The organism is Arenibacter nanhaiticus (genome assembly GCF_900141935.1).
GTDB classification, from domain to species: Bacteria; Bacteroidota; Bacteroidia; order Flavobacteriales; family Flavobacteriaceae; genus Arenibacter; species Arenibacter nanhaiticus.
Map to the genome: position 1 here is coordinate 78,251 of NZ_FQYX01000003.1, position 14,942 is coordinate 93,192.

The 14,942-nt window shown below is 35.6% G+C and carries 7 protein-coding genes; 6 read left to right on the top strand and 1 reads right to left on the bottom strand.

What is annotated here, in order from left to right:
- Positions 1–61 precede the first annotated feature (61 nt).
- The 3 genes from BUA16_RS02845 (at position 62) to BUA16_RS02855 (ending at position 6,724) form a co-directional block, all read left to right on the top strand.
- Complete coding sequence (locus tag BUA16_RS02845; protein WP_072763134.1) at positions 62–1,201, top strand: FecR family protein; 1,140 nt, start codon at positions 62–64, stop codon at positions 1,199–1,201.
- Positions 1,202–1,350: 149 nt separating this feature from the next.
- The gene (locus BUA16_RS02850) at positions 1,351–4,899 is read left to right on the top strand and encodes a TonB-dependent receptor (RefSeq protein WP_084668406.1); all 3,549 of its coding nucleotides are present in this window, start codon (positions 1,351–1,353) and stop codon (positions 4,897–4,899) included.
- A gap of 28 nt (positions 4,900–4,927) precedes the next feature.
- Positions 4,928–6,724, top strand: coding sequence for a RagB/SusD family nutrient uptake outer membrane protein (locus BUA16_RS02855; protein WP_218616748.1), 1,797 nt, complete (start codon positions 4,928–4,930; stop codon positions 6,722–6,724).
- 1,169 nt (positions 6,725–7,893) lie between these two features.
- On the opposite strand, the gene BUA16_RS02860 is transcribed toward BUA16_RS02855, so the two are convergent.
- The gene (locus tag BUA16_RS02860; protein WP_072763135.1) at positions 7,894–8,253 is read right to left on the bottom strand and encodes a hypothetical protein; all 360 of its coding nucleotides are present in this window, start codon (positions 8,251–8,253) and stop codon (positions 7,894–7,896) included.
- A gap of 1,672 nt (positions 8,254–9,925) precedes the next feature.
- Between BUA16_RS02860 and BUA16_RS02865 the strand changes: the two genes are divergently transcribed.
- The 3 genes from BUA16_RS02865 to BUA16_RS02875 all read left to right on the top strand — a co-directional run bounded on the left by BUA16_RS02865 (position 9,926) and on the right by BUA16_RS02875 (position 14,931).
- Positions 9,926–11,698 carry a DUF4091 domain-containing protein gene (locus BUA16_RS02865; RefSeq protein ID WP_084668408.1) on the top strand — a complete coding sequence of 591 codons (1,773 nt, stop codon included), beginning with the start codon at positions 9,926–9,928 and terminating at the stop codon, positions 11,696–11,698.
- A 469-nt stretch (positions 11,699–12,167) separates the two neighbouring features.
- Positions 12,168–13,616 (top strand): helix-turn-helix domain-containing protein, encoded by a 1,449-nt coding sequence (locus BUA16_RS02870; RefSeq protein WP_072763136.1) that lies wholly within the window; start codon positions 12,168–12,170, stop codon positions 13,614–13,616.
- A gap of 583 nt (positions 13,617–14,199) precedes the next feature.
- Positions 14,200–14,931, top strand: a complete 732-nt coding sequence (locus BUA16_RS02875; RefSeq protein ID WP_218616749.1) for a 3-keto-disaccharide hydrolase — start codon at positions 14,200–14,202, stop codon at positions 14,929–14,931.
- Positions 14,932–14,942: the final 11 nt, after the last annotated feature.

Here is a 14,942-nt window from a genome sequence, read left to right on the forward strand (position 1 = left end):
AAATTAATTCTTTGTCACCCTAAAATGCTTTTTTAATAACATTCATATAAAGGCTTAATGTATGTCCAGAATAAATCAATTAGAAAAAGTATTAAAGGCGATCAACAGCTCTGGTAGTATTGAAGGCATAGATCTAGAAAATCTAAACAAAGAAGAAAGAGACCTATTGCTAAAGTTGTATGAAGAAGGTATGGTGGAAGAATCCATAACATTTCTTGCAGGCCTGGATACCACAAAGGATTGGAATGCGATAAAGAAACAATTGAACACTCCTATAAAGTCTTTTCGACGGATTGGGAAAACCAGTTTTAAGTATGCCGCTGTAATGCTGGTATGTTCAGTATTGGCTATAGTCTTCACTAAATCCTTGGCCACCGATAGGAATAAGGAGGTACCCGAAAATGCTGTGACCCTGACTATAGGGAATGATGATATAAGGGTTATAACAAATGATGAGGAGCAAACCATTTTAAATGGATCTGGGGAAGTTATAGGTTCACAGCAAGGGAATAGAATCACCTATTCTTCTGAAGCAAAACAAGATGTATTGGTGTACAATGAATTGAATATCCCACATGGGAATGTCTTTGAGGTACAGCTATCCGATGGCTCTTTAGTCCATCTGAATGCAGGTAGTAAATTGCGTTATCCTGTAAAGTTTTTAAAAGGTCATAAAAGAAAAGTTTTTATAGAGGGGGAGGGGTACTTTCAGGTCGCTGAAGACAAGGAACACCCTTTTATAGTATATGCGGATGACGTCGCCGTTGAGGTTTTAGGGACTGCTTTTAATGTTGCGAGTTATACAGACAATAAAGTTATAGAAACAGTTTTGGTAGAAGGTTCGGTTCAGTTAAAGACCCAATCAAATGCAGGTAAGGAATTAAAACTTCAACCTGGTTTTATGGCCAGCTGGAACAAAGCTGATTATTCTTTGAATGTAAAGGAGGTACCTACTGAAAACTATACGGGATGGATCAATGGAGAATTGATTTTTAGGGATATTCCTTTTAAGGATATGGAAAAAAGGTTAGAACGGGCCTTCGATGTCCAAATTGAGAATAACAACCTGATGCTGGCAGAGAAGATATTGAATGCTAGGTTTAATAAAGAGGTCGAAAATATAGAAGTTGTACTCAAGGCCATTAATGCTATTTACCCATTTTCTTATAAGATTTCCGGAAAACAAATTGTAATTAAATAACCAACTAAAACCCAAAAAATGTATTAAGTAAAACTTATTGAAAAAGATGTCCTAAGACAAAAAAAATCGGAAAATGTTTAGAGCCATTTCCCGATTTAAGTAATGTGAATTAAAAAATCTGTTCAAAATTATTTAATCTAAGCAAAATTATGAATAAAATTTATCAGTGGGGCTTGCATTATCGGCAAATTCCCAAGATTGACCTTAAATTTAAAATAACCTTACTGTTATTATCTCTTTCTTTGTTCAATATCCACGCAAATTCTTATGCTACGGATACAACTTCCAAACTTTCCTTGGAATTAGAGAACGTAAATATAGTGCGTGCATTACATCAAATAGAATCGATATCAGAATATAGATTTCTATATGAAAGTAATCAATTGGATTTAGAAAGGAAGATTTCCTTGAGTATAAAAGATAAAGAAATTACGGATGTTCTTAAACTTATTTTTGACGCTACGAATATTCGATTTAAGATAATTAATAGACAGGTTATACTCACTAAAGGTGGTGAGAAACCTCGGCCTGAAAATAGTGTAAAGCCCGAATCAAAGCAAAAGCTTTTAGATGTTCAGTTTCAAGTCTCGGGGAACATCCTGGATACAGATGGGGTTCCTTTACCAGGTGCCAGTGTGGTTGAAAAAGGAACTACAAACGGAACAACAACAGATTTTGATGGAAATTTTACTTTGGAAGTAGCCAATTCCAAAGCTATTCTTGTAGTTTCATATATGGGATTCGCTACACGAGAAATTTCGGTGGCAGGTCAAACCAGCATTATCGTGCAAATGACCGAGGATGCAGCGGGTTTGGAGGAAGTTGTTGTAGTTGGATATGGTGTTCAGAAAAAAGCAAATCTAACGGGGGCAATTACTACTGTTAAAGTAGAGGAGCTTAATAATATAGCGAATGCAAACCTTTCCAATTCTCTGGCAGGAAGAGCTCCAGGAGTTGTTATTGCCGGTTCGTCAGGATTAACAGGGGCTAGTTCCTCTGTTCGCATTCGTGGAGCCTTTGGAGAGCCGCTTTATGTGATTGATGGTATTGTTAGGGACAAAGAAGCCTTTGACTCTTTAAATTCCAGTGAGGTAGATCAGCTAAGTTTTCTAAAAGATGCGGCTTCAGCCTCTATTTATGGAAGTAGGGCAGGTAATGGTGTGGTCTTGGTTACTACCAAAAAAGGTGATAAGCAAAAGCCTACTTTTAGTTATCAAGGATCTTTTTCTACTTCAAGTCCTACCCAAGAGCTCTTGTCAGACCAAACTACCGCCACTGATGAGTTGATATATCAAAACAGGGTGGCAGAATTTATGGGCACCCCAGCACCTAATGGGCCGGAAGAATTTGAATATTTTAAGCATCTTAACTACAACGTAAATGATTTTATCTGGAACGACCCCCAAAGTAAAAAACATTCATTAAGTGTGAGTGGTGGTAACGACAAGATTACGTATTACTCTTTGGCCAGTTACCAAGGGGAAAAAGGATCCTATAAGAATTTGGAATATGAGAGGGTAAACCTGAGGTCGAATGTTAGCGCGCAAATTACAGACGCCATTAAATTGAACCTGAATGTATCCGCTAATCAACGTAACCATGATCGTTTTTATTGGCCGTTCTCCCCGGATGATGATTATGATGTGTCCGATTTGTATCGAGTCACTTTTAACTGGCCTAAGGTATATCCTTTTTACACCACTGCTGACGGAACTCCTGCAGATTACGTAACAGAATATCCAGTTCAAACTCCTATGGGTAGCTGGTTGGCATGGAGCGTGATCGATCAAGTTATTGGAGACCGGTATATTAAAACAAGAAAAAGAGAGGTAAATTCAATCCTATCTATTGATGTTGATCTAGGTAAACTAGTTCCAGGATTGTCTACTAAAGTCTCAGGAAACTACCTTGGATCTGATTATATGCGGAAAAAATACCTGACTTTCCAGAAGAATTACGTCTTTAATCAAGCTGATCCAGATGGTAATAGGTTTATTCCTGCTCCACCAGATCCGGATAAGACAAATACTTTTACATTTTCAAAAAATCAAGAGTTTTTGAGTTATGATATCAATACTCTGTGGAGCTACCAATTAAACTGGCAATTAAACTACTTAAAGTCATTTGGTAAAAATGACTTGAGCGCGATGTTGGTTTTGGAGCAAGGCGAAAATGGGGGCTATGGAGCATTTGCGCAAGCTGAAGACCCTGTTACTAACTACGACCAGATGTTTGTATATTCTACGGATTCGGAAAGAAGATATGGTGACGGATGGGAAGAAATAGGTGCACGACAATCTGCCATTGGTCGATTTAATTACAACTTCGACCAGCGCTATATCGCAGAATTCTCATTTAGATATGATGGGAATACGCTGTTTCCTAAAAATAAAAGATGGGGCTTTTTTCCATCCATGTCACTAGCCTGGCGTCTTAATAACGAAAATTTTATGAGTAAATATGAGAGCTGGCTGGATGACTTGAAATTAAGGGTGTCGTATGGTACTACAGGAAATGACCTAGATGTTAACAATAGGAATATTGGTGCTTTCGGATATAGACAAGTATACCAGAATGCAGGTTCTTATATATTTGGTAATAATTTATACAGAAGTATTGCTCCTGGCGTAACTCCCAACCCTTATTTAACTTGGGCTACTTCTACTACCTATAATGCTGGTTTTGATGCTGCCATTTTAAAAAATCGGCTTGTTACGATGTTCGATATCTTTTATAAGAAAGAAGTGGATATTCTGGGATCAAGACTCGTAACCTTGCCAGATAATTACGGTCAGGATCTTGCTCCTGAGAACTATGCAGCACGATCTTGGAAAGGAGCAGAATTTTCAGCTATCTGGCGTGATGTATTGATGGATAATCAATTATCTTATTCAATTAGCGCTAATATAGGGTACGCTAAAGACCAATGGGATATATTGGATGAAGGTGCATCTTTTCAAGAAGGAGGATCCCGTGCTTGGGAGTCTAAAATCGGTCAACCGTTAAACAGGATCATAGGATTGAAGAATGTAGGGATGATTAGAACACAAGATAAACTCGATGAGGTATTAGCATCAGGTTTTAAACAATTCGGAAGAGATCCTTACTTGGGAGCACTATTGTTCGAGGATATTCGCGGTGATGGATATTCTGACGGACCTGATGGTAAAATTGATGGTAACGATATGCAAGTACTCTCCAACAATGCAGCTCCCAGGATTAATTACGGATTTGGTTTGAACGTGGAGTATAAGGGCTTTGTTATTAATACTCATTTCCAAGGTGTAGGTATGTACGATAGGATAATTTCCAACCAAGAAGGACCAGGAATGCGCCAACATGGTGGTTCTATCAGGCCGTATTATCCGATCTGGGCTAAGGATGTTTGGACCCCGGAGAATCCAGGTGCTCAATATCCTCGTCCGGTTGGAAAAAACTGGTATGAATCCGGAACCGGAGCTTCCTCTTTCTGGATTAGAAATGGGGCTTATTTAAGATTGAAAAATCTTAATATAGGGTACAATTTACCGGAAGCATGGGCTTCCCTAATTAATATTAACTACGCGCAAGTATTTTTTAATGGTACTAACCTTTTTGCAATATCTGAGATGAAGGAATTTCATGATCCTGAACAGAAGGAATATGATTCATATCCGCTGATGAAGTCATTTACACTTGGACTTAATTTAAACTTTTAATAGAGATTAAGACATGAAGAATAAACAGATGAAATATAAAAGAACTTTTAAAATAAAATTGATAGCCTGTTTTGGAATGCTATTGATGACCTCTTCCTTTTTAACTAGTTGCGAAGATGTTTTGGATATTGAAGATATCAATAATTACGATCCAGATCAGTTGTGGAACGATGAGAATTTGGCCAATGCCTATATGGCGAATCTATACCCCATGTTTGGCAATTGGGATATTGGTCGGGACAGTTATTCCCAGCAATTGACCGGTATTCGGTTTTACCCCGATATGATCACGATTTCAAATGGGAATTTCAAATATTGGGATTACGATCGGATTCGGTTGATAAACCAAGCTATAGAAGATGTTCAGAATGGCACCTTGACCCAAGAAGTTAAAAATCAAATTTTAGGCCAGGCCTATTTCATGAGGGCTTACATATATTTTGAAATGATCAAATATCACGGTGGCGTACCATATATTACAAAACCTCAAGATAGGTATAACGACGATCTTTATGTAGCACGTAATTCAACCAAGGAAAGTTTTAATCTTTTGGCAGAAGACATAGATAGAGCTATTTCATTACTTCCTGAGCGAATTGACCGGGCCTCCAACGATTATGGGAAAATTGACGGTAACTTTGCATTGGCATTTAAAGCAAAAGTTTCCCTCTATAAGGCATCTCCACAATTTAATCCGTCCAACCCTTGGTCTAACAGCTATTGGGAAGAGGCGTATACAATAAACAAAAAAGCCTATGAACAATTATCGTCTCAAGGGTATGCTTTAACGGAAGATTACAGCGATATCTTTTTGGAAGAAAGAGGTCCGGAGGTTGTTTTTGCGGTAATTAACACCTATCCTAATAAAACAGCAAATTGGGATGCAGGGGCCCGTCCTGGTTCAGAAAGCCGTGGCCCTGCTTCTGTAACTCCTACTTGGGAGTTCGTGAAGGAATTCCCTATGTTAGATGGAAAAAAGTATAATGACCCAACTGGGAACTACTTTAAAACTGATGATGAACTTTTGAGCAGCTACTGGTCAGATAGAGATCCTAGATTCAGTAAGTCGATAGTATGGAACGGGAAAGTGTACGAGGTGTCGGGAAAATCAGGAAAAAGGCAATACACCGCGTTAGGAGTAGCCCACGAGCTCGATGATTTTGGAGTAAATCCAAAAGCTGCAGTGAATTCTACTAACTTAGACCGATATAGCGGATTTTTTATTTTGAAGGCTTCAAGACTCAGTTATACGCAGGCCGAGGTTCAGCAATACGACGTAGATTATGTTTTAATGCGTTTTGCAGAAGTAATGATTAATTACGCTGAGACAGCAAACGAAACAGGAAGACTAGGCGAGGCAATGGATATTCTTAGAGCAATTAGAGAGCGAGCGGGCATTGAGCCTGGAGTGGATGGTAATTACGGAATTGTCGCCACGAACCAAGAAGAAATGAGAGAGGCTATATTGCACGAACGAAATATAGAATTTAGTTTTGAAGGCCACCGATTTTGGGATTTAAGAAGACTAAGAATGCTGGATCGATTGGACAACAAAACCAAATCTGGAGTAGAGGCCATTGCAATAAATCAGGATGGTACCGAAATGCCAATTGGAGAGGCTCGTGATAAAGCTGACGATTATGAATTGGTTGAAACCGACTTTAAATATAGCGTGCTTCAGGTGCCGTTTAGTGGGGTTAAAGTCAGCTCAGTACCGGAGTCATATTACTTCTTTCCAATACAGCAAGAAATTTTGGATCGGAATACCAAACTTGAACAAAATGTTGGATGGGGAGGTACTTTCAATCCTACATTAGAAGATTAAAGAGACTTTGTATCTTTGATCACTAAAAGCTAAAATCATTGAAAAGGGTTTCTATATTTTATAGATACCCTTTTCTGTTTTTTTAACATTATTCTTGGTAGGGCACCCCATTTAATTACATGCACAACTCTTGCCTTGTAACTTTGGTTATAAAAAAATATAAATAGTAAGATTAGCTATGGATAAGAACAAAAAATAAAACAAAAGTTATTAAAATTATATTTGTAAGAATTTTAATTAATATTTTAGACCTCTTATAGGTTAAACTACTTCTTTTGCCAAAAATGAACTACATACAGGATGATAAAATTATTCTGTAATGAATAATTATCGTTCCATACTAGAATTTCTATACAAAAACTAACAAAGGGGCTTTTTGCGCATATCCCATATTTGCTTAGATCCAAATGAATCTACCCGAATTGGAGAAGAGCTGAAAAAGGGAGGCCTGATAGATTAAAAACAACGAAGGTTTATAGGATGTAACGGACATATATCCTTTATATCACCACCACAACTGGTCATGACTCCTGAAGGAAAACATTGGTTTGAAACAATAGAATTATTCTAAGAACCAAGACTTGTGGAGTATTGAATCTAAACTATGCTCTAAATTAAAACTGTTCACTTGGGCAAAATAAACGTCCATAGAGTCATAATTCGGGAAGGGTGAGTACATTCAAAACATAATAAACCCCTAGATAATGTTCCCCAGAACTATGGATAGAAAATAAGCATAAAATGCATTAAGCAGAGGAAAAGGGTAGAGGATGTACTACTAGTTTTTCCAAAAAAGAGGAATTATGTAATGAAGGGCAATAATTATCTAATTACCTTATATGATGGTAGGTTTTACAAAATAAAATTTAAACTTCATTTATAAATCATCTTTATAATTAAGTATGCCAAGGTAATTTTTTAGTTATTTCAAAGGTATAATTCTAGAGGTTAGATAAATTTTCGAAGCGCAGCATTTCCGTCATCCGACACTATGCCTTAAAACTTACACAGTTTAAGGCATAGTGTCTAAAATAGTCCCCTAAAATAAATTTACAGATTTTTATATTAGTTTCTTTTTCTTCCTTAACCAATTACTTTCAGTAATAGTATCGTACCCTGCCATTGTATGGGTGTTTGTTTAAGTCATTTTCAGTTTGATAATTTCTCGATCAGTCCACTAACTGCGTTTCAGAATTGATCCTAAAGCATTTTTCTTCTCCTAAATATAACGGATTTCCGTGTTTTTCTGACCAAAAGCCATCTAGTACATCCTTCGTTAAACAACGATAGATAGCAACGCCTTTATAGATAGCATTGTCATCGCCTTGATAATTGAAATTAACCACCAATATATTGTCCTTAAAAAAGCCAGTTCCTTTTTGTTCTTGGTTAGAATTTATTAACCATTTGGCAATGATTCTATTGTTTTCGTCCAAGGACAAGGATAGAATTCCTCTATAAGTGTTTTCGGTGTCATCTTGATTTTTACCTATTATGGAGTAGTCGCCCGCTAATTGTTTTAGTGTCATTAATTATGCTTTTGTACCCGGAGGTTGGCTAATGGTTAAAGTAGTAAGTGGTGTTTTTAAATATAAATTTGTTTATCTATATAATTATTTTACCTCCCTGTCTACACTACCTAAGCAGGTAGTCCCATGCATTTCAATTTTTAACCAAGAATAATTTCCTTCTATTTCTCTTTAAATTAGTGTTGAAGGAAAAGAACATTTCTTCATCCATATTTAAAGTGCAGCCTTTTTTCATCTCAGATGTCAATTTCTAAAATTGCCCATCTGTAAAATAATTTCAAGATCTATTATAAAATATAACTTACAAATTTAAAATTAATTTTTAGAAAACACTTAAGATAGCATAAAGAAATCCAATGTTTCAAAATATACCATGGCTATATTTCAAGCTTTGATAAATGTGGCTGATAAGTTTTAGAAAAGGTGAAAATTTAGTGGCTCGTTTCAAAAGACATCATTGAGTTGGGATGAGGGAGTTGGGATGAGGCCTACTTCTTGGGTAATACAACCCGTAATGATTGATCCAAAACACTTTTGAAGAGGAATTGGTTGTTCTTTTTATTCTTGGTCACTATTTGTTTGCTGGAGGACGGGATCTAGATTTTAAACCGAATGCCCCATTGAACGATCTTGCGAAATTGAGTTTTTTTAGGCTACCTAAGAGAATGATACTTCGCCCTTCTTAGGTCAGTTTTATAGAACTCTTCATATCAGGGAGGCATAGCTTGCCTGGAGCCATTTCCGATTCTTTGATAAAACCAGGGAAGATGGAAAGTTTAGAAACAGGTTTTGAAGCAAAGCTTTTTAAGAATCATTTGTCGTTTGAGAATGATCAATTTTCCTGACTCATTGGGCTGAGGATAAATGCAGGTAAAATTACGGAATGAATTATTTAATAGAGATAAGTACATTTCTACTTTTATTAGAAGTCCTAAGATTAAAAAAAAAACTGAAAATCCATATGTGGAAAAATTTCATTTTACACGTATCCATAGTACAAGCAGGATTATATTATTCTGTCAAGAATTGTTGTCTCAGGTATATTGTTTATCTGGTATCATCAAAGCATCGTCCTAACAGGGATGTGTTTTTAACCCTCCTTTGACTGTCCGAAACGTAGCTCAATCGAACATAGATAAACATAAGCTGATAGTCGTGCTTTATATTACCTTGACCATAATATTTCAACACTCTGTTTTATCGGATTAAAAGTCTGTAATAGAGGTTTTTGAAGAATTTTAGACTCCGTTTTTCATTCCAGTCACTGAGAAACGGGCGTGCCTTTGAATTTGTCAGAGATCAGTAATAAAGGTATCTCTGCCCTTTATTCCAATATAAATATCGCATAGGGTAATACAATAGTTCAGCTGTCCCAATGTTAGGATCACGAATTGTTCGTAGCTTTTACATTTGCTGCTCCCGTTCTTACCATGGCACTCATCGGTACAATGTTTGGGCATCCAGCTATGGAATAAATTTAATGTTTTGCGGATTAAAACCTTGTTTGTACTTTTAATGCTTCTGAAGAGTTCGAAAAAAATATTTTTTGTCGGTAAAAACAAAAACATGGGATTTCCAGACTTCTTTATTTACAACTATTGGCTAATTGTAAATAAAGAATTGAAAAAAAAATAAAAGCACATATATAAAAAGTAAATAAATAAAGATTAAAATGAATAAATTAATTTTAGGGCTATTATTAGTAATTGTTTTTAATGTCAGCTGTGAACAGAAAAACAAGATTGTAATTGCTCAAACTTTTGAAGAACCTATAGATCCATCACCTAATAAAGATGAAAATTGGGAAGGGGTTCCAAAAGGATTGCAAGCTACAGTAACATCCACAAACATTCGTTTTGTAAAAAGTGTCATTCCTAAATTGGAAAAACAAACAACTTGGACAGGTAATGCTTGGAAAGGGGAGCGTATTTCAAGTCAATTAGTCCTATGGAGTAATGATTCTATTAATCATGTAAGCACTGAAATTTCTGATTTTAAATCAAATTCCGGGCACCTCTTGCCTTCCAGTATTGCTAAAGCGCGATTTGTAAAATATGTGATTACAGATGAATTTGCTGAAGGTTGTGGGTACAGAAAACCAGAAGATTTTTCATCGTCCTTAGCTGCCGATGCTTTAGATGAGGTAAGTTCATATGCTGTAAAAGCACAAGAAACCAGACCAATTTGGATAACTATAGATGTTCCAAGTGATGCCGTATCAGGAACTTATAAAAGTACTGTTACCCTAGATATTAAAGGGCAGGATTCAAAAACTTTTGAATTTACTTTGAATGTAATAGATAAGGTTCTTCCAGAAGGAACAGATTGGAAATTTCATTTGGACCTATGGCAAAATCCTTTTGCCGTGGCCCGATTCCATAAAGTAGAAGTATGGTCTGTAGAACATTGGGAGTTGTTAAGGCCAATTATGAAACGATTGGCAGATGCTGGACAGAAGGTAATTACCGTGTCGTTAAATAAACGGCCTTGGGGCGGACAAACTTTTGACCAATTTGAAACTATGGTCAAATGGAAAAAGAAGATAGATGGCACATGGGAATATGATTTTGACATTTTTGACAAGTGGGTTCAGTTTATGATGGATTTGGGCGTTAAAAAACAAATAAGTTGTTATTCGATGGTTCCTTGGGGGAATGAGTTTTATTATTTTGATGAAAAAGAAAATAAAGAAATTAAAATTAAAGCAGCTCCTGGAACCAAAGAATATGAAGCCTTGTGGATTCCATTTTTAACAGAATTTAAAAAGCACTTGACAAAAAAAGGCTGGAATAATATTACCAGAATTGCGATGGATGAAAGAGGGCCCGAAGAAATGAAAGCCATGCTGGACTTACTTAACCAATATGCTCCAGAATTTGGGGTATCGTTTGCAGACAATCATAAGAGTTATAAATTGTACCCTGATGTTTTAAAAGATATGTCGGTAGCTTTTGGACATCCTGTAGATCAGGAAGATTTGGAAAAAAGAAGAGCTAATGAATATATAAGTACTCATTATGTGTGTTGTTCAGATGGGTTTCCGAATACTTTTACTTTCTCACCTCCGGCAGAAGGTGTGTTTATTGGTTGGTACACTATTGCTGCAGATTTTGATGGATTTTTGCGTTGGGCTTACAATAGTTGGGTAGAAAACCCCTTGCAAGATTCACGGTTTAGCGCTTGGCCCGCCGGAGACACCTATTTGGTTTATCCGGACAATAGAACTTCAATTCGATTTGAAACTTTGCGTGATGGTATTGAAGATGCTGAAAAGATCAGAATATTGAGGGAGGATTTAAAAAGCAAAAATATGCTTGAAGATCTCGATTATTTAAATAAAGTAGTAGCACAATTTAATATTACTGCAAAACCAGAAGGCGGAGTTGAAGCTATGATTGAAAATGGTAAAAACGTATTAAATATTCTAGCAAAAAAAATAGAATAGCATTGAAAGTTAACATCTAGGATTGAGGATGTTTTTTAGCCGACCATGGGGATTAATACTATTTGAAAATTATGGGTGTATAGTTTTCAAATAGTAGCCCTTCATGGATATATTTGGGTTGTAGCCCTCTTTTTATCCTTGTAGCAATCGAACCGAACATATAGGAATAAATCCTGATCTAAAAGGAGAAGCCCCATTTCGTATTTATGAAGTCATCAGGCCTGTTGAAGGAGATTGACTCTATCGGAAATGGGGTTATTTATTCATAGTTAAAAATCACCATGTTTATCCAAGCTAAAGTAGGTTATAAAATAGTGATAACTATTAAATTTGAAGCCTTTGCTTCCATTGATTATGTTGTTTAAGTGTTTTTTAAATAAAATGTTTCTTTGAGATCTGATAACTTTGATACTGAATTTTACATCAGTATATTTATTGCTCATTTTTTATGTAACTATTCGTTGAATCAATGTTATTTCGTCTCCTTTTTCTTTTCGTTTTTGTGGTTGTGTCATGTTCCTCTGCTGAGGGACCTGATATTATTTTTGAAGATTTTGAAAGTGGAAACTTCGAAAACTGGAATAAATTAGGTGTAGCATTTAATTCACCAACTAGACAAGACTCGATTTCCGAATCAATTGAAAATGTACAAGGTAATTTATTTGCATATTCGAATTTTGAAGGATCAGGAGAAAGTTTAGGGCAGGGAAAATTAGTTTCAGGCAACTTTATAATAGACCGAAAATATATCCGCTTTTTGGTTGCAGGAGGTAAACACAAAACTAGAGAATGTATAAATCTTATCATTAATAATAAAATTGTTAGGACTGCAACAGGAAAAAATGATCATACTTTAAGGGAAATTACTTGGGATGTTAGTGATTTACAGGGTAAGATTGCAATGATAGAAATTGTGGATGCATTGGCATCCAGTTACGAACAGAATTCATTAGGTCATATAATTGTTGATAATATTGTATTCAGCGATTTTAAGAATTCCCAAGAAGTAATATTTGAGAATTTTGAAAGTGGTAACTACAATAATTGGAAGGTGGAGGGTGATGCATTCGAAGTACCCCGGAATAGGATCAACGTTTATTATCCTATTTCAGTAAATGGATTTAATGGAGAGTATTTTGCCTTTTCTTTCGGCGAGACACATGATTCTAAACAGGGAAAACTCACTTCAAAAACTTTTGAGATAACCCATGATGGGATAAAGTTTTTGATCGGTGGAGGAGGTCATGAAAATAAAACCTGTATTAATTTAATAGTTAATGATTCGGTTGTTTTTTCTCAAGTTGGTCAAAATGACGGTGAGATGCGATCGCATCAATGGGATGTAACACCTTTTAAAGGCCAAATGGCTAAGATTGAAATTGTAGACCACTATTCTAAGGGATGGGGACATATTATGGTGGACGAAATAGTTTTTTACAACAAGCCTGTGCGAAGTAATATATGGTTTTATTTGGGATCAGTACTTTTTGTACTTATAATTTCCTACGTCCTATTTAAAACTGTCACTTCTAGAAAACAATTGAAGCACATAGTGGAGGTAAGTGATGAAGAGAAGGAAAAATATGAGAAATTAAAGGCTTCAATTGAAACATCTAAAATATTTAAAGAACAGAACCCGAGTATAAATGATATTGTTAAAATATCGGGTATAGAGGAGAATGAGATCAATTATTTATTCGAAACGGCGGGAAATACCTCGTTAACAAACTACATTAATTATTTAAGAGTCGAAGAGTTTAAAAGGCAATTAAAAGATCCACAAAATGAAGCCTTTACAATGATGTATATTGCAGAAAATAGTGGTTTTAGTTCTAAAACTTCTTTTTATAGGATATTTAAATCAATAACCAAATGTACCCCTTCGGAATATAAAAAGAGCTTTGGTCGGAATCATTGACTTATAAATGTTTGAAGAGAGTATTCCATTGTTTGATTATATCTAATGTTTCCTTGGGGGAATACCGGTGGAGGAAATAAGGATATAGAAAAAGTTCCTAATAACTCGTAGTAAGGGACTTATTTCCTTCATTTATTGGTAGGCCTATTTTTTTATGATTCCAATTATTATATACTTATAATCTTTATTTTATATTACTCACGTTATTCTTGGAAATAAAGATGATGACAATGAAAATACGACAGATTATTTTCTTCTAATCAAACTTATAAATAATGTATACTTAATAATATCAGAGGTATTAGCTTGTAAATTTTGCAAGGAAACCACAACCTTGTAGATATTCTAACCTTTTCTTCTTTGAATAAAATTATATCAGCTACAATTAGCATAGTTGATGTAATTTTTTCATTTAAACCCAATTGATTCATTTTTTTTCGTTCCTCTTGAATGTAACCGTAAATAGGGGCTTGGGACGTCCCAGTACCTGTTCTGGGACATAAAATGCTATAAAAATCAGCTTATTTTTCAACCCTAAATCTAATTTAGTTGCATAATATTTGATAGCAAAAAAATGCCGTACATGGAAATAAATTTAGAGGTAAGCAAAACAAGAAAATTAGTTCGGAGGATTAAAACCTGGATAGACCAATTTTTTACAATTAAAAAAAACCTTTTGGGTAAAAAGTGCCTGGTACTGATTCTTTCTATTATGGGAAATCTAAGCTGTAAAGCTCAGCCTAGCACGTTTACAGGCTCTCTTTTTGACAGCAAAACCTTAAAGGGTTGGGAAGTAGTAAATAAAGAAAACAAAAAATATTGGTCCGTGGTGGATAGTGTTATAACCGGTGGCGATGGCATCACCAATATACCAACTAACACATATTTACGTACTAGTGATAGTTATGAGGACTTCGAATTCCGAGCTCTTTTTCGCTTAACCGGTGATCATGATACTGGCTTAATCAACAGTGGTATCCAATACCGTTCTATTATTGATGGGAACAAAATTATTGGGTATCAGGCGGATATTGGAAGAGGTTATTGGGGGGATATCTACGATGAGCACCGGCGCGCTAAACTTATAGGAGGAGATCTTAGTACGTTACGATACCTCCTGAAAGAAGATGGATGGAACAGTTATATTATCCGGTGTAAAGGAAACAAACATGAACTGTATATCAACGGGGTGAAGACCACTGAGTATATGGAAAAGGACCCTGGAATTCCATCAAAGGGAGTTATTGGTATTCAATTGCATAGTGGTGGAAATGCGAAAATTGAATTTAGGAATATAACGATTACTAGGCTTTAGAAAAGTGTAAT